Annotated in this window: 14 protein-coding genes; 8 read left to right on the top strand and 6 right to left on the bottom strand. The window is 69.8% G+C overall.

Annotated elements, in window-relative coordinates; all coding sequences use genetic code 11:
• Position 1 precedes the first annotated feature (1 nt).
• The 3 genes from menD to ABD301_RS00455 all read left to right on the top strand — a co-directional run bounded on the left by menD (position 2) and on the right by ABD301_RS00455 (position 4,856).
• A complete protein-coding gene (gene menD / locus ABD301_RS00465) occupies positions 2-1,705 on the top strand; it encodes a 2-succinyl-5-enolpyruvyl-6-hydroxy-3-cyclohexene-1-carboxylic-acid synthase (RefSeq protein WP_344306083.1) in 1,704 nt (567 codons plus the stop codon).
• Positions 1,706-1,910: 205 nt separating this feature from the next.
• Positions 1,911-3,533, top strand: coding sequence for an LPXTG cell wall anchor domain-containing protein (locus ABD301_RS00460; protein ID WP_344306082.1), 1,623 nt, complete (start codon positions 1,911-1,913; stop codon positions 3,531-3,533).
• Positions 3,534-4,277: 744 nt separating this feature from the next.
• A complete protein-coding gene (locus ABD301_RS00455) occupies positions 4,278-4,856 on the top strand; it encodes a hypothetical protein (protein WP_163569012.1) in 579 nt (192 codons plus the stop codon).
• On the opposite strand, the gene ABD301_RS00450 is transcribed toward ABD301_RS00455, so the two are convergent.
• Positions 4,853-6,130 carry an isochorismate synthase gene (locus ABD301_RS00450; protein ID WP_344306080.1) on the bottom strand — a complete coding sequence of 426 codons (1,278 nt, stop codon included), beginning with the start codon at positions 6,128-6,130 and terminating at the stop codon, positions 4,853-4,855. The two genes, ABD301_RS00455 and ABD301_RS00450, sit on opposite strands and share 4 nt — an antisense overlap.
• 76 nt (positions 6,131-6,206) lie before the next feature.
• Here ABD301_RS00450 and ABD301_RS00445 point away from each other — a divergent pair, with 76 nt between their 5' ends.
• The 3 genes from ABD301_RS00445 (at position 6,207) to ABD301_RS00435 (ending at position 8,278) form a co-directional block, all read left to right on the top strand.
• Positions 6,207-7,190 carry a COG1361 family protein gene (locus ABD301_RS00445; RefSeq protein ID WP_344306078.1) on the top strand — a complete coding sequence of 328 codons (984 nt, stop codon included), beginning with the start codon at positions 6,207-6,209 and terminating at the stop codon, positions 7,188-7,190.
• A gap of 47 nt (positions 7,191-7,237) precedes the next feature.
• Positions 7,238-7,930, top strand: a complete 693-nt coding sequence (locus ABD301_RS00440) for a demethylmenaquinone methyltransferase (protein WP_163569014.1) — start codon at positions 7,238-7,240, stop codon at positions 7,928-7,930.
• A 66-nt stretch (positions 7,931-7,996) separates the two neighbouring features.
• Complete coding sequence (locus ABD301_RS00435; RefSeq protein ID WP_344306076.1) at positions 7,997-8,278, top strand: hypothetical protein; 282 nt, start codon at positions 7,997-7,999, stop codon at positions 8,276-8,278.
• A gap of 11 nt (positions 8,279-8,289) precedes the next feature.
• Here ABD301_RS00435 and ABD301_RS00430 read toward each other — a convergent pair whose 3' ends face one another.
• Entirely contained in the window at positions 8,290-8,868 is a 579-nt protein-coding gene (locus tag ABD301_RS00430) for a TetR/AcrR family transcriptional regulator (protein WP_279580711.1), read from the bottom strand.
• Between the two features lie 204 nt (positions 8,869-9,072).
• Between ABD301_RS00430 and ABD301_RS00425 the strand changes: the two genes are divergently transcribed.
• Positions 9,073-9,429 (top strand): VOC family protein, encoded by a 357-nt coding sequence (locus tag ABD301_RS00425; RefSeq protein ID WP_344306074.1) that lies wholly within the window; start codon positions 9,073-9,075, stop codon positions 9,427-9,429.
• Here ABD301_RS00425 and ABD301_RS00420 read toward each other — a convergent pair.
• The 4 genes from ABD301_RS00420 to ABD301_RS00405 form a co-directional block, all read right to left on the bottom strand.
• Positions 9,426-12,032, bottom strand: a complete 2,607-nt coding sequence (locus tag ABD301_RS00420) for a LuxR C-terminal-related transcriptional regulator (protein WP_344306073.1) — start codon at positions 12,030-12,032, stop codon at positions 9,426-9,428. The genes ABD301_RS00425 and ABD301_RS00420 overlap by 4 nt on opposite strands.
• Before the next feature lie 76 nt (positions 12,033-12,108).
• On the bottom strand, positions 12,109-12,864 hold the full coding sequence (locus tag ABD301_RS00415) for a helix-turn-helix transcriptional regulator (protein WP_344306071.1): 756 nt from the start codon (positions 12,862-12,864) through the stop codon (positions 12,109-12,111).
• Positions 12,822-14,684, bottom strand: a complete 1,863-nt coding sequence (locus ABD301_RS00410) for an AAA family ATPase (protein WP_344306070.1) — start codon at positions 14,682-14,684, stop codon at positions 12,822-12,824. The genes ABD301_RS00415 and ABD301_RS00410 overlap by 43 nt, the downstream gene beginning before the upstream one ends.
• Before the next feature lie 62 nt (positions 14,685-14,746).
• On the bottom strand, positions 14,747-15,880 hold the full coding sequence (locus ABD301_RS00405; RefSeq protein WP_344306068.1) for a S8 family serine peptidase: 1,134 nt from the start codon (positions 15,878-15,880) through the stop codon (positions 14,747-14,749).
• Between the two features lie 360 nt (positions 15,881-16,240).
• On the opposite strand from ABD301_RS00405, the gene ABD301_RS00400 reads away from it, so the two are divergent.
• Positions 16,241-16,651: a hypothetical protein gene (locus ABD301_RS00400; RefSeq protein ID WP_344306066.1), complete on the top strand. Its 411-nt coding sequence runs from the start codon at positions 16,241-16,243 to the stop codon at positions 16,649-16,651.
• Positions 16,652-16,730 lie beyond the last annotated feature (79 nt).

Genomic DNA, 16,730 nt, shown 5'->3' with positions numbered 1-16,730 from the left:
CATGTCGCTGAACCCCTCCACGGCGATGGCGACCGTGCTGGTCGACGAGCTGGTCATCGCCGGCGTGACCGATGCGGTGTTGTCGCCCGGCTCCCGGAACGCGCCGCTGTCCTTCGCCTTCGCCCGTGCGGCCGCCGCTGGCCGGCTGCGCCTGCACGTACGCATCGACGAACGATCCGCCGGCTTCCTGGCGCTGGGTCTGGCCAAGCGCTCCGGCCGGCCCGTGCCGGTGTCGTGCACCTCAGGCACCGCGGCGGCGAACCTGCACCCGGCGGTGCTGGAGGCCAACCACGCGGGCGTGCCGCTGATGGTGCTGACCGCGGACCGGCCGCCTGAGCTGCGGGACACCGGCGCCTCCCAGACCATCGACCAGATCCATCTTTATGGCACGTCCGTACGGTATTTCCACGAGTTCGGGGTAGCGGACCGGCGGGACAGCCAGAACGGCTACTGGCGGGAGCAGGTCTGCCGGGCCATCCACATGGCGACAGCCGCGACGACCACACCGGGCCCGGTCCACCTCAACATCCCGTTCCGGGACCCGCTGGTACCAGCTCAGGACCCGGCCGACGACTGGCCAGACTCGCTGGTCGGACGGGCCGACGGGTTGCCGTGGGCCCGGCCGCCGCGGCTGCGGCACGCCGAGGTCGGGGACCCGGTGGTGCTGCCGGGCCGGACGCTGGTGGTCGCCGGCGAGGCTCCGGACCGGTACGGGCAGGCCGCCGCGCGATTCGCCGCCGGGTACGGATTGCCGCTGGTCAGCGAGCCGACCGGCGGCGCGTGGGGCGGGTCGCTCGCGGCCGGTCCGTGGCTGCTGGGCGAGGCCGGCTTCCTGGACCGGGTCGCTCCCGATCATGTGCTGGTGGTCGGCCGGCCGACGCTAGGCCGTGCGTTGTCGCAGCTCGTCCGCCGATCTGGCGTCGCGGTCACCGCCGTCGAGCCGGATCCGCGCTGGCCGGATCCCTTCCACACGGCGTCCCGGATCGTGTTGGACCTGCACGACGTGCAGGTGGTCGACCCGGATCCGGAGTGGCTGCCGGCCTGGACACTGGCCGACAAGGCCGCCGCCGACGCCGTCGCGGACGGTCTGCGGGGCAGCTGGCCGTCCGGTGGACTGGTCGCATCCGCCCTGGTCAGCGCCATGCCGGCGGGATCCCTGCTGTGCTGTGGGTCGTCGAACCCGGTCCGGGACGTCGACTACTTCGCGCCGAGGCGTACGGACATCGACATCCTCAGCAACCGGGGTGTCGCCGGCATCGACGGCAACGTGTCGACCGCCGTCGGTGCCGCGCTCGCCTCCGACCGGCCGACCTTCGCGATGGTCGGCGACCTGACCTTCCTGCACGACAGCAACGGCCTGGTGATCGGGCCGGACGAGCCGCGTCCGGACCTGACGATCGTGGTCTTCAACGACAACGGCGGGGCGATCTTCTCGCTGTTGGAGCAGGGCGAGCCGGCGTACGCGGATGTCTTCGAGCGAGTCTTCGGCACTCCGCATGGTGCCGACCTCGGGGCGCTCTGCGCAGCCACCCGTACACCGCATCTCAGTGTCGGTTCGGCGGCTGAGTTGACCGCGGCCGTACGGACGCCGTCCCGGGGGTTGCGGGTGCTCGAGGTGGCCGCCGACCGAAGGGGTCTCAGGGACCTTCACAAGGGCATCCGGGCGGCCGTCGCGAGCGCCCTTTCCGGCCATCCCACCGACTAGGGAATATGTCCCCCTTATGCCGATTTATAGGTGATCTTCGCTCGCCTTTTCGGGTAACAAATCAGATTGTTCGGCCAACCGCGCAACCTTAGGGCTAGCTTAAAGCTTCCTGTGTAGTGAGAGTTGGAATTCCAGCTCCCTCCACTGGATCTCAATGACGAGTTCTCTGACCTCACGGGGGAGTGCGGTGCGCGCACCATCTTCGTTGTACAGACCCCTTGCCGCCGCTGGCATCGTGGCGGCGCTGACGCTTATCCCGCTCGGTCCGGCGTCCGCCGCCGGTGACACCCCGACCGGGCCGACTCCGGTAGTGACCGTCGCGCCGCCCGGCAGCACGCCGGCCTCGTCGGCGCCCAAGGCCCCGCCGGTGGCCAAGCCGCCAGCGAAGGCGCCGAAGTCGGCCGCCGCCGCGGGCGACGAGGCCGACGTGTCCGTGGCGATCACCGGCACCAAGATCGCGCTAGGCAGCCAGAGCAAGCCGTTCGTTGTGACGGTGACCAACAACAGCTCGACGGTCACCACCCGCTCGGCGACAGTGGACGTACAAGCGACCACCGTTGACCAGCCCCAGCAGCTGAGCGGCCTGCAGGCAATCAGCGCCACCTGCAAGAAGGACCCGAAGGACGCCGGTCACTTCACCTGTGCGATCGGTGACATCGGTCCTGGTCAGAAGCGCGCTTTGCAGTTCCAGTACAGCCTGGACAAGACCGCGGTGGTGCACGACAACACCGCGTCCATCACCGCCAAGGTGCAGACCGCGTCACCGCCGGACCCGAACCTCTCTAACAACACCGCGACCGCGCAGGTCGACATCGTGCCCGCCGGCATCGACCTGGGTGTCAGCATCCCTGACACTTCGGTCGCCTTCCCGGGCGGCACGGCCACCACGTACGCGCAGATCCGCAACGACGGCGCGGCGGACGCCACCGGGGTTTCCTTCAGCGTTCGCTCGCCTGACGGCACCGGCATCCACGGGGTCGCTCTGATGGACACCAGTGGCGGCTACGGCGTCAAGTGCACGACGACCAGCCACACCGGGGCGACGTGCTCGATTGGCGGCCTGCAGGCCCACCACTACGTCACCGCGCGGATCATCCTGGATGTCACTGAGTTTGCGGCCTCCAGCAGCACCATCACCGGTGGCGTCGGCTCGGTGACCGGCATCGCGCCGAGCTCCATGCAGGCGCTGGCCAAGAACAACGCCAAGGCCAACGACAAGATCCTGCAGCGCAAGGCGACCGCCAAGGCCACGTCGGCGGTCGACGACCCGAGCGACAACAGCGACAGCTTCGCTGTCCCGATCACCGACCTGCCCAAGGCTGACCTGGGCGTCACCGCCACCGCGGTGAGCGGCGCGAAGGTCGGTGACACGGTGACGATCAACGCCAACGTCGCCAACCACGGGCCGAACCTGGCCGCCGGCATCTACGTGATGATCACCGTCCCCAGCAACACCGGGTTCGCGGCGATCTCGCAGGTCTGCCAGCACACGTCCAACGCTCGTACGATCAAGTGCGTCTACTCGGACACACTGGGCGCGGACAAGTCGGTCGACTTCCCGATCAAGGTCAAGGTGCACGGGACCCCGGGCAGCGACGGCTCGCTCACCGTGCACGGCTCGGCGGTTGACCTGTCGTCGGCCAACAACAGCGCCAGCCTGAGCATCGCGCTGGACACCGCGACCGCGACGACCGCCGCGAACGCGAGCAACACCGGCACGTTGCCGGTGACCGGTGACAAGGTCGGGCTCTACGCCTTCGGTGGCGCTTTGTTGCTGCTGATGGGTGGCGCTCTTACCATCACGGCCCGGCGGCGGCGTTCGGCTTAACTTGCGGGTGTTTTTAGAGCTGTGCAGGGGTTGGCCCGGGGTGCGCGAGGGGCTGGCCTTGGTTTAGAGCGGTGGACGCGTGGGGCTGGTCCTGGTTAAGAGCAGTGGACGCAAGGGGCTGGCCCTGGTTTAGAGCGGTGGACGCGAGGGGCTGGCCTTGGTTTAGAGCGGTGGACGCGAGGGTGCGGCGTCTCGTCTACCAAGCACGAGAAAACCCCACCCCGACACCAGAGGGCGGTGTCGGGGTGGGGTTTTCTCGTGCTTACTGCCGATGCGCCCTGTGTTTCTGGCGCCTTCGGCGCGGGGCGCCGTCGACTACGGCTACGAGAGTCCGCCTTTGTAGGCCCGCAAAGACCGCGGGCCTACAAAAGCGGACGCTCCTGCCGGAGGGGCGACTATCGGCCTGGCGGCCGATGCGCCGGACGGGGCTGGGTCCGTCTAAGTGTGCCAACTCTGGTTTAGAGGTGACGGTGTCGCACGGGGTGAGGACACGGGGTTGGGTTTCGCGCGGGGTGAGAACACGGGTTGGGTTTCGCGCGGGGTGAGAACACGGGTTGGGTTTCGCGTGGGGTGAGGGCGCGGGGTTGGGTTTTGCGTGGGGTGAGGGCGCGGGGTTGGGTTTGCGTGGGGTGAGGGCGCGGGGTTGGGGCCGGAAAATGTCGTACCCGAATCCGATACTGCTGTTCGGGGAGACAGTGGTGAGGAGGTGGCTGGGTGGGTCCGCGACGGAATCGGGTGACTCCGATGGGGGATGTCGTGGCGATCGAGCTGCGGGGGGCTTGGCTGGGGAACCGGGGAATCCTGCATCGGGACAACGAGGTTGTCCGTTTCCATCGCAGCAATTTGTGGATCACCTGCGCGCTGAGTTTCAAGGACTGGCGGTTGCCGCAGTGGACGGCCGGCCATTTCACCGTGCTGTTCTTCCACGATGAGGCTGTTGCTTTCGCGGCTGGCCACCGGCCCTGCGCGCTGTGTCGACGGGACGCGTACAACGCCTATCGGTCGGCCTGGATGGGCGGTCGTGGGCAGGAAGTGCCGCTGGCCAAGGAAGTGGACCGGCAGTTGCACAGCGAGCGGATCTATCGCGGCACGCACCGTCGGCGGTTGCATTCGGCCAGCTGGGAGGACCTGCCGGCCGGTGCGTTCGTACGAGTGAATGGCCAGCCGACGTTGGTCACCGACGACCACGTCGTGCCCTGGACGAGCACTGGCTATCGCGAGCCGTTGCCGCGTCCCGCCGAGGGGCCGGTTGAGCTGATCACGCCACCGTCGACAGTGGCTGCTTTCCGCGCTGGCTACCGCCCGCAAATCGCGGCGAGTTAAGCGTTCTCGAGCGCGTCTCGGAGGGCGGCGAGCTTCGCGTACGTTTCGTCGAGCTCGTTTTCCGGTACGGAGTCGGCCACGATGCCGCCGCCGGCGTAGAGCCGCGCCGTGCCCCCGGAGACCTGGGCGCAGCGCAGCGCGATCCCGAACTCGCCGTTCCCGGCCGCGTCCAGCCAACCTGTCGGCCCCGCGTAGCGGTCGCGGTCCAGCCCGCCGGCCGACCGGATGTAGGCCGCCGCGACCGGGGTGGGGGTGCCGCAGACAGCCGCCGTCGGGTGCAGCGCGCCGGCCAGTTCCAGGACCGACACCGGCCGGGCCAGTCGACCGGTCAGGTCCGTGGAGAGGTGGACGACGTTGGCCAACCGCAGCACGGACGGCTGGTCGGGCACGTCCAGCTCCGCGCAGTACGGGCCGAGCGCCTCTGCCGCCGACACCGCCGCATAGCGGTGCTCTTCAGCGTTTTTCCCTGATCCTGTAAGGAAAGCGGTCACCGCGTCGTCCGGGTTCTCGCGGCCGGAACCGGCCGCGCCGCCACGCCACCCGGTGCCGGCCAGCACCCGCGAGAAGATCAGGTCGCCCTGTCGGCGGACCAGCAGCTCCGGTGTCGCTCCGACCAGCCCGTCCACGGCGTAGGTCCAACACTGCGGATAGCGCGCCGACAGTCGCGCCAACAACGCTCGTACGTCCAGTGGCTCTTTCGCCCGCGCCAGCGCGTCCCGGGCAGTGACGACCTTGTTCAGATCGCCGGACCGGATCGCGGTGACCGCGGCGGCCACGAGCTTTTTGTACGCCTCATCGGAAACTTGTCCATCGGACCACGTCAGCGGGCCGGGCGAACGCAGTGGTTGGGTGGATGCGGACGGATCCGCACCGTCCACAGTGGTCACGAACGCCTGCCCGGCGCTGACGCCGAGCACTACCCGCGGCATGACCAGCACCGATCGATCGTCGTCCTCGAAGGAAAAACTGCCGAACAGTAGCGGGCCAGAGCCGGCCACCTGGACCTGGTCGTCGATCTCGAACCTCGCGACCGTCTGGTCCCACCAAGCGGCCGCCCGGGCGAACCGGTCGGGCCCGCTCACCTCGAACCGGGCCGCCTCGCCCCAGCCGAGCAGACCCTGCGCTGGATCGCCGTGCAACCAGCACAGCACGTCCTCGGCACGCCCGTACGGCAGCGTCGACGGGGTCAGGAGACCAGTCGCGGTCGCGGTCGCGGTCGTGCGGACGGTGGTCGGCAAGGCGCTGAGTGAGGCATCGGGCGAGGCAGAGGTCACGCTGCCGACACTACGACTACTGCCCGCGCGTACGCTGTGACGATTACCGCAGGCCTGGGTTTTGTTGGGGGATCAGATGATCTACAGGCGTTTCGGGGCATTCGTCGGGGCGTTCGCGGTCGGGTCCCTGCTGCTCGTGGCGCCGGCGCAGGCAATGCCCGCGCAACCGGCCGACCAGCCGCGGCTGCGGGCGGCCGGGCTGAGCGCCGACCTGGCGGTGAGTGTCCGAGGCACCAGCGTGCCGGTGCACAGTGCGGGCAAGCCGTTCACCGTCATCGCCACCAACCTCAGCACCTCCACGGTGTCCCAGAAGGTCACGGTCACGGTGACCGCCACGGCCAGCCAGTCCGGTCTGCTGGTCGGCCCCACGCCGTACGACACCGATGCCTGCAAGGCGGCCGGCGCGGGCCGGTTCACCTGCGCGGCCGGCGATCTGGTCCCGGGCGGCAGCGCGAAGTTCGACTTCTCGTACGCGGCCAGCTCTTCCGCCACCCCACGGCAGGGCGCTGGCTCGGTGACCGGCCAGGTCAGCGCCTCCACCCTTGACCCGAACCTGAGCAACAACTCGGCGCAGGCCCGGATCGACATCGTGCCGGCCGGCTCGGACCTGTCGGTCAGCATCCCGGACTCGGCGGCGGTCCCGGCCGGCCGGACGGCCACCACGTACGCCCGCATCGGCAACTTCGGCTCCGCCAACGCTCCCCGGGTCGTCTTCAGTGTGCACCCACCGAACGGCGCGACGCTGGCCGGCGTGGCGTTGCGGGACGGCACCGGCGGGTACGGCGTGCCCTGCCCGGTGGCCAGCGACCGCAAGTCCGCGAACTGCTCGGTGGGCACGCTGCTCGCCGGCAACTACGCGACCGCGAGGATTCTGGTGTCACTGCCGTCCGGTGCGGCTTCCGGAAGCACCTTCACCGGTGGTGTAGGCACCGCGGCAGCCGCTTCTTCCGCCGCCCAGAACCTCATGGCCGAGCGGTCCTTGCCGGTCGCGCAGAGCGCGTTGTCGCCTACCGACGACCCGACGGACAACTCCGACACGTACGCCTGCCCCGTCTCCTGACCGTCCCGCCGGGGTGTTGTCGCCGGCGTACGCATAGGCTTATTCGCATGACACGCGCGACTTTGGACAAGCAGCCGCACGAGGTGGCGGCGATGTTTGACGGCGTCGCGGCGCACTACGACCGTACGAACACGGTCCTGGCCTTCTCCATTGACAAGGCGTGGCGCCGGGCCACCCGGCGGGCGCTGGGGTTGAGCAGCACCGACCGCTGCCTGGACGTGGCGGCTGGTACGGCGGTTTCCACCCAGGAGCTGGCGCTGTCCGGCGCCGACGTGGTCGCCTGCGACTTCTCGCTCGGCATGCTGCGGGCCGGCCAGCACCGCGGCCTGCCGTTGATCGCCGGCGACGCGCTGCGGCTGCCGTTCGCGGATGCCTCCTTCGACGCGGTGACGATCTCGTTCGGCCTACGGAACGTGGCCGACGTGAACGCGGCGCTCACCGAATTCGCCCGGGTGACCAAGCCCGGCGGGCGGCTGGTGGTCTGTGAGTTCAGCCACCCCACCTGGGCGCCCTTCCGGACGGTCTACAACGAATACCTGATGCGTGCCTTGCCGTCGGTCGCTCGGATGGTCAGCAGCAACCCGGACGCGTACGTCTACCTGGCCGAATCCATTCCCGCGTGGCCGAACCAGGAGGACCTGGCGAACCGGATTTCGGCCGCCGGTTGGGGCCAGGTGGCGTGGCGCTCGCTGACCGGCGGGATCGTCGCCCTGCACCGGGCCGTACGCCCCGCCGAGTAGCCGGGCCGCTGCCACTGGGGTAGGCAGGGAAGGGACCCCGAAGCCTGCCCGAGGAGTCCGTTGATCGTGTCAACGCGTCGCGCCACCGCTCCGGCTCTGCCTGAACCGGCCCCACCAGCGCCGATCTCCCCTGCGCCCGTTTCGCCAGCCCCCCTGCCCAACGAGCCGGTCCCGCCGTCGCCCATCTCGCCGATGCCGCTGCCCAACGACCCGCTGCCGCCAGCTCCGGTATCGCCGGTGCCGTTCACGCCCGAGCCGCTGCATCCGATCCCGGCCTACCCGGACGAGCCCGAGCACGATCCCAGCGGCCCGCTGATCCCTGACCCACCCAAGCCCCCAGTCCGCTGACACCTCGCGGGTCAGAGGTCGCAGATTTCGGTGATCTGGGATTGCAGTGTGCGGAAAGGGCGAGGGGCGACGGCTTCACGTACGACGGTGCCCAGGAGATAGGAGAAGAGTGCGTCGGCGCGGCGTGCTGGGTTGTCCACCTCGACCGCCGCCAACAGCTCGGTGAAGATCGCGGTCACCGTCGAGTGCATGCTTTCGATGGCGGCGAGGCGGTTTTTGGTGGTGGCCGAGATCCAGTAGCCGAACCACAGCGTGGCCACGCTCGGCCGCTCCTGGAAGGTGTTCAGGTAGTCGCGTACGACCGCCCAGAACCGATCCGCTGGCTGCTCATGCTTGTCCGCGGCGGTCCTTAGGGTGCGTACGAACGCGTCGATATGCCCGGCCATCGCCCGGTCCACCAGGTCGTCCATGTCGGCGAAGTAGTAGTGGATCGCGCTCTTGGTCAGCGGGCTCGCGTCCGCCACCGCCCGGGCCGTACACCCAGCGAGTCCATCTCGGGCCAGCACCACGCGGGCGGCCTCGATGATTTGCTGCTGCTTCTCGAGCTGGTTGGGCGAGAGCGCCTTGGTCGCCGAGCCGGGGTGCGTCACGAGCCACAGGTTAATCCGCCGCTCGCCATTTCTGTCGCACCCACCGAGGACCCTTGAATTCGGGGGACCCCGTTTTTTGGATCCCCCGAATTCAAGGATCCGTGGGTGGGCCGACAGTTCCGGGCCGTACGGTCCCTGGCAATGTCAGGACGAGTGGCCTATGATTCAGGACGGTTGTCCTAACCATATAAGGAGCTGAATCTCGTGAGTGCGCCCTTCATGTTCTTCGACCTGCGGACCTCGGACGTGCCGACCGCGCGCGACTTCTACACCGGGTTGTTCGGCTGGACGGTCACCGAAGTCCCCGCCGGCGATCAACCGATTTCCTTGCTCACCAACGAAAATGGGCCGTGGGGCGGGTTCACCCCGGTGCCGGCCGGTGACCCGAGGCGACCACAGTGGACGCCGTACGCGGCGGTGCAAAACCTTGACAAAGCGGCCGAGCGCGTCCGCGAGCTGGGCGGCAAGATCCTTCGTGAGCGCACCGAAGTGGCTGGCGGCACGCTCGTGGTGGTCGAGGACCCGACCGGCGCCAGTCTGGTCCTTTGGGAAGCTGCTTAGTCTTCGAGCAGCGCGGCTAGTTCCTCGCGGTTGCGGGTGCCGAGCTTGACGTAACCGGAGTAGAGGTGGTTTTCCACCGTACGACGGGAAACCGACAGCTTTTCGGCGATTTGCTGGTTGGTCAGGCCGGCTGCCGCCAACCGGGCGATCTGCCTTTCCCGGGCCGTCAGCGTGGGCGTCGAAACGGCGGTCAAGGCCGGAGTTTTGGCGCCCTGACAGGCATCGGCGAGGGTGCCGGCCCGGCCTGCGGCGGCCTGTCCGGACCGGGTGTCGGAGACCGCCCGAAAGGCCGCGGCCGACTGGGTCATCGCCTCCGCCGCGTGCAGCATCATGCCTAGGCCGGCGAACCGGTCGGACACCGCGCCGAGCGCCACGGCGTCGCCGGCCAGGAGGGCGGTCGCGTGGTCGGCGTAAATGGCCGGGCAGGGGCCTTCTGCCCAGGTGGCGAGCTCGGCCAGCCGGGCGGCGGCGCGGTCGGCGGCGCCGAGCCGGACCAGGTCGTGCAGGGCGATCAGCTCGAAGCTGGTGGCCGAGCAGTCGCGGGCCCGCTCGGCGGCCCGCAGGCCCAGTCGTACGGACTGGTCGTGCTTGCCGCCAGCGGCGGCGACCCAGGGCAGCGCGATCTCCAGCCACAGCCCGTGCACCCGCCACGCCGGCAGCGCCCGCTGCCGGGCCTCGGCGGCCAGCTCGGCGGCCGTCTTGTGGTCGCCCCGCAGGGCAGCGGTGTGCGCGGCCTCGGCGAGGCACACCGCATCCAGCCGCGATGCCGCACTGCGCCGGACCACCGGGATCGCCGGCTGCAGGGCCTGCCAAGCGTCCTCGACGCGGCCCTGCAGCCGGTACGCCTGCGCGCCAGCTACCCCGTACCCGATCAGTCCGAGGTCCCAGCCGGGCCAGCGCCGGGCGGCCTGCTCAGCCGCCGCCACGGTCGGCGCGGTGTTCCCGACGAACTGCTGCGCCCAGGCCCTGGCCAGCTCGTACGCGGGCAGCGCCCACGGTATCTGCGGGTCGGTGCCACCGCGCGGCGCGCATCGATCAAGCACCGCGAGACTGCTCAGCGGCCGGCCGGCGACGGCCAGCGCGGACGCGTAGCCGACGTCCAGTTGCGTACGCAACGGCTGCCGCTCCAGGCCGGCCGCGATCGCCGCCTCGGCCCGCTCGACGACCGCCGGCAGCCGGGCGGCGACGAAGTCGATGGCCGTACGCAGCACGGTGATCCGCTCAACGGACTCGCGGTCGGTGGCGGTCTTCTCCAGATCGGCCAGCAACTCCTGTGCCTGGTCGGCGCGGCCAAGCCCCATCGCCAGGTTCTGCACCCGCGGGAAGGCCAGCGCTGCACGAGCCGCCGGATCCAGCCCTGGCCACAGATCGGTCAGCAGCTCCTCGGCCTCGGCCGGCCGCAGGTCCAGCAGCAGACTCTCCACCAGAGTGCTGCCGGCGGTGGTCGCACCGGCCGCCAACGCGGCCCGGGACAGCTGCTGCGTGAGCGGCAGGTCGAAGGCCGCGTACGCCTGCCGGGCGGCTCTGACCAGCAGGTCCGCCGGAGCCTGCTCGCCGGCCGCCAACAGCCAGCTCGCGATCCGCACGCTGTCGTCGCTGCGCCGGGCGCCGGTGGCGATGCACGCCGCGGCCAGCTCCCGCATCCGTTGGTACGCCCGCGGCTGCGGGCAGCGAGCCCGCAAAGCGTCCGAATAGACCGGGTGCGCCAGCCGGATGGTGGTCCGCCGGCCGTTCTGGAGGACTCGGATCAGACCGCGTTCTTCCAGGTCCTCGAGCACGCGTACGGGCACAGCGGCCTGCAGAAACGGGGCGCCGAGCGGTTCGCCGAAGGCCAGCAGCTCCATCGCGGTCTGCTCGTGGTCGGTCAGCCGGCCGATCCGCTGCGCCATCAGCTCGGCCAGCCGCGGCCCGGGGGCGGGCCGACCGTACAGCGTCCAGACGCCGTCCTTCTCGGCCAGATCGCCGGTGCTCAGCGCGTTGCGGAGCATCTCGGTGAGCAGGAACAGGTTGCCGTCGGTGGCCTGCCAGAACCGGTCCGCGGTGCCGGCGTCCGGCGGCCCGCCGAGCAGCCCAGCGAGCGCGCCGCGGATGCCGTCCCTGGCCAGCGGCCCGAGCTCCATCCGCAGCAGCAGGTCGCTGTGCAGGATCCCGGCCACCGGACCGGCCGTCGCGTCCTCTCGTACGGCCAGCAGCACCGCGCCGCGGCGATGTCGTACGACCTGCTCGACCACCGCCGCCGACGCGTCATCGAGCAGGTGCGCGTCGTCAATCGCCAGCACCAGCCGCCGGTCGCCGGCCCGCTCGGCCAGCCGGTCGGTGACCTCCCGCATCAGCGCGCCAGCCGCCGGGCGCGCTGGATCCAGCGGCACCAGCGCTGCGAAAACGCCCAGCGGGATGGCCCGCGCGGAGGTGCTGCCGTACGCCCGCACCACCTCGTACCCAGCAGCGCTCAGCTGGCCGGCGGCCTCGGCGAGCAGCCGGCTCTTCCCGATCCCGGCCGGCCCGACGAGCACCGCGCCACCGCCGGCCACGCTCTTTTGGAGCCGTACGAGCTCGTCCTTCCGCCCCACGAACGGCAGCTCGCCGGCGCCGGATGGAGTCATGATCTGCAGCGTAATCGGCGCCGATCCTGCCCGACCGGGCAGCTACCCAGGTGCGAAAAGGCAGCTGACCCCATTGTTATGAGCAAGCCGGCGGTGCGAGGCGGGCGGGCAGGTCCGCGCGGGTGCCGCCGAGCTTGGCGTAGCCGGCCTGCAGGTGGTTTTCCACTGTACGGCGGGAAAGCGCCAGCCGGTCGGCGATCTGCTGATTGGTCAGGCCGGTGGCCGCCAGCCGGGCCACGTCCAGCTCTCGGCGAGTCAGCGTCGGCGCGGTGGCGAGCAGCAGAGCGGGCGTACGGGCGCCTTGGCAACACGCCGCGAGCCGGGCTGCGATCGCTTGGTAGTCGTGGGACCCGGCCGACTGCCGGTGCAGTTGCGCGGCCTGCGCCGCCGCCTCCGCCGCGTAGAGCGCCAGTCCGAGCGCGGTAAGTCGCTCCGACACCGCGATGAGTGCGGCCGCGTCGCCGTCGACCGATGCCCGCGCGTGGTCGGCGTAGAGCCGCGGACAGGGTCCCTCCGCACTCGCTGCCAGCCGGTCCAGCTCGTCGGCCGCCATTCGCGGCTCGCCCAGCCGGACCAGGTCGTAGAGGGCGTCGATCTGGAAGCCGACGGCGCCCAGAGCGCTGGTCTCCTCGACCGTACGCACCGAAAGTTCCACCGCGCGGGCCGTGTCGCCGCCGGCCACCGCCACCCAGGGCCGGGCCAGGTCCAGCCAGAACGCGGCCCCGCGCCAGCCGGGCACCGCGCGCTCCTCGCAGTGCGCGAGCAGCGCGGCGGCCCGGTCCGCGTCGCCTAGCAACGCGGCGGCATGGGCGGCTTCGGCGAGGCACGCCACGTGCGCCTCCCATGCGTCCGAGACGCGCAGAACCGCCAGTGCTGGCCGCAAAATCTGGTCCGCATCTCTGCGACCGCGCCAGTCAGCCGGAGCGCCGCCGCGGCCATCGCGCCGAACGCGATGGTGCCGAAATCCCAGTCGAGCCACCGATCCAGGGCGGCTTGGGCAGTCCGCCGGGCCGTCGCCGGCTGGCCCAGCCGCAGCTGCGCCCGGATCCGGATGAGCTGCCTGGACGGACCGACCGGCATCTCGGCGCTGACCTGCGGAGCCCGGCGTTCCAGCTCGGTCAACACTTTCAGCGCCCGCTCGGGCTTTCCCACCCCGGTAAGGCAATCCGCGTAAGCATTGCTGGTCAGCGCGTACGCCGGCCCTGGTTCAGCAGCGCCGGCCAGCAGCGGTTCGGCGGTGCTGATCGCGGTCGGATAGTCACCGGTCATGTAGGCGGCGCCGAACCACAGCGACCCGAGCTGGAACACCAGAGCTGGATCGGTCGCGTACGGCTCAGCCTCGGTCACCAGCAGCAGGGCGTCCGCCGGCCGGGCCAGCCCGACCTGCAGGTTGAAGCCGCGAGTGAGGGTCAGTGCGAGCCGGTCGGCCGGCCCGAGGCCTGGCCAGAGATCGGCCAGCAGCCGCTCGGCGTGGTCGGCCTGCAGGTCGAAAAGCATCGCCGCCGCCAGCGTCACCACGGCTTCCACGCCCGGCCGGTCCGCCAGCGCCCGGCGGGCCAGCCGCTGGGCGAGCGCAAGGTCGGAGGCGCCGTACGCCTGCCGGGCGGCCTCGGCGAACACCTCGGCCGGCGCCGGTTCGCCGCTGTCCAGCGACCACACCGCCATCCGAAGCACGTCACCGCGTCGGTTCGCGCCGGCCGCGCGGACCTGCTCGGCGAGTTCCCGCCGCAGCCGGTTCGCCCGCAGGGTGCCCAGCTCGGCACGTACGGTCTCGCCGTAAAGCGGATGCGCCAGCCAGACCTGCTCACGCTGGCCGTCTTGCGCCACGCGCACCAGGCCACGCCGCTCCAAAGTCCGCGGCAGGTCGCCGGCGGCAAGCGCTGGCACGCTCAATGGCTCGCCGATGCTGAGCATCTCCAGCACCCCGCGCTCAGCCTCGGACAACCCACCCATCTGGCTTCTGACCAGGTCGTTCAGTCGGGCGGACAGGGCCAGCCCGCCGTCCCACCGCCAACGGCCGGCCCGCCTTTGGAGCGCACCACCGGCCCGGCCGGCGGCCGCCAGCTCGCGGACCAGCAGCGGGTTGCCGTCGCTGGCGTGCCAGATCCGGTCGGCGGTGGCTTGCTCGACCGGCCCGTCGAGCGTACGTTCCAGCAGCTCAGTGGTCTGGTCAGGAGGCAATGGCCGGAGATCCAGCCTGGTTAACGTGTCGTCGAAGGCCGCCTCACCGTCTGTTCGTACCGTCAGCAACACCGCGACTTCCCCGCGCCGTACGAGCTCGTCGACCACGGTCGCCGACGCGCTGTCGAGCAACTGCGCGTCGTCGACGGCCACCACGATCCGCCGGTCGGTGGCCACCAGCGCGGCTGTGAGTTCGTCGACCAGCAGCCGTACGGCCGCACCGCCCTCTGCTCGCAACGCCCGCTCCGGCAGCAGCGCGGCGAAGGCTCCCAGCGGAATCCCAGCTGCCGCATGTGTCCCGTACGCCCGATGCACGGTGAACTGGGCCAAATCCAGCCGATCGACAATTTCGCTGACCAGCCTGGTTTTCCCCACCCCCGCCGGACCCGCGACAACCGCACCGCCGTGGTCGAGGCTGGCCCGTACGGCCGCGATCTCCTTCGCCCGCCCCACAAACGGCAGTTGACCCATCCACGAACCCTACCCACGCCCACGCCTTGATTTCGCGAGATTTGGTGGTTCGTCTCAGTGGATCACTGATAGGGCGGCGCAGGCGGGAAATGTCCTCCGTACGGACCTGGAGGCGGTTGTCGGTGTCGGCGGCTGAGCAGGACGACGATGAGAATGACGATGGCGAGGACGACGATGAGGCAGATCCCGGCGCCGATGAGCCAGGGGATGAGGTTGGGGCCGGGGTTGTCGTTGTTGCCGCTCGTTGGTTGACCGCTACTACCGGTTGCTGTCGAGGGCGTCGTCGTTGGCGTACCGCCGCCGAGTGGGTTTGTGGTGACGGTGGGTACATCTTCAGTCAGTGCCCGGTAGGGAGCCACCGTACCGAATCCGAGGTAGATGCTGCGTTTTTTGTCGGATGGTGGAACAGCGGTTTTGATGAGCCGATTGATGACGTTGTTCGCGTCCATGGAAGGAAACTTCGCCCGAATCAACGCCACACACCCCGACACAATCGCCGTCGCTGAACTTGTGCCAGATGGTTGAGCATAACCAGTGGCATAGACTCGACTGGGTACGGGCGCCACGACGTCCACGGCTGGCGCTGAAATGGCAACTTGCGGGCCGTATGCGGATCCGCTCCAGAAGTTTCCCTTCTTGTCGGCGCCGGATACTGCGACTACACCCGGTAGCCCCGCAAGAACGCTGACTGCCGTTCCGGTTTGGTCGACGTTCCCCGCGGCGGCAACAATGACGATATTTCTGTTCTGGGCATACTGAACCGCAGCTGCGATGGCCGGCGCTAGTCGACCGTTCTCACCTAGTGAGAGGTTGACCACGTTTGCGCCGTTGTCGGCCGCCCATCGAATTGCCTGCGCGAGGTCTTGATCAGAGTACTTTTCCGGGACGGCTATGGGGAGGATTTTCGCTGCTGGGGCGATGCCGAGTTCTACGCTCGTGCTCGTGCCGGTGCCTGCGATGGTTCCTGCCATCGCTGTTCCGTGGCCCTTGGCGCTCGTGTCGACTGTGCCGTTCGGGCTTTGCGGGATTCCGAACTGCGTTCCTTGCAGGACCTGCCCTTTGAGAGCGGGTACGGTGGCATCGACCCCGCCGTCGATGACGGCAACGGTTATCCCTTGGCCGCGGCTGATTGTTTGGCTTTGGGGGACACGCAGAGCCGTGAGGTACCATTGCCCGGCTTGAACGTCGGCGGCCACTGCCGGCGACGCTGTACCAGTGAGGAATAGGACTGCGAGAGCAGCGGCGGTTGCTGAGACCAGGTTCCTCCGCCAGCTAGATACGTTATGCAATGACAACCCGACGGCCTCTTGCGGTGGTGTTGGTGTGGTGGCCAATTGCGTGTTCACCGGCCAAGAACCGGAGGCGCCGTACGCCTGCCGGGCGGCCTCCGCCAACAGCTCCGCCGGCGAGTTGCTGTCCAGCAGCCACCCCGCTGTCCGTAGGACGTCGCCCCGGCGCCGGCCGCCGGCCGCGCTGACATCGTCGGCTAGCTCCCGCCGCAGTCGGTTCGCGCGAAGTCGCCCCAGGTCTGCCCGTACGACCTCGCCGTAGAGCGGGTGCGCCAGCCAGACCTGCGAGCGGCGGCCGTCCTGCCGTACGCGCACCAGCTCACGCGCTTGCAGCGTTTCGAGCGGACCGACCGCGGTCACGCTCAGCGGCTCCCCGATGCTGAGCATCTCCAGGACCCCGCGTTCGGCCTGGGACAGCTCACCCATCTGGCTTCTGATCAGGTCAGTCAACCGCGCGGACAGGGCCAGCCGGCCGTCCCACCGCCACCGGCCGGCCTGCTGCTCCAGCGCCCCACCGGCCCGGCCGGCCGCCATCAGCTCATGGACCAGCAGCGGGTTGCCCTCGCTGGCCTGCCAGATCGGGTCGGCGGTGGCTGGCTCGACGGGAACGTCGAGCGTGCGTTCCAGCAGCTCATTGGTTTGGTCTGTCGGCAGTGGAGCCAGATCCGATTGGGGTAGGCCGTGATCGGCGGCAAGCCCGCCACCTGTTCGTACGGTCAGCAGCACAGCCGTCCTTTGGCGTCGTACCAACTGCTCC

It is taken from the genome of Fodinicola feengrottensis, assembly GCF_039530045.1.
Taxonomy (GTDB): Bacteria; Actinomycetota; Actinomycetes; order Mycobacteriales; family HKI-0501; genus Fodinicola; species Fodinicola feengrottensis.
This window is presented reverse-complemented; position numbering and strand designations above follow the sequence as displayed.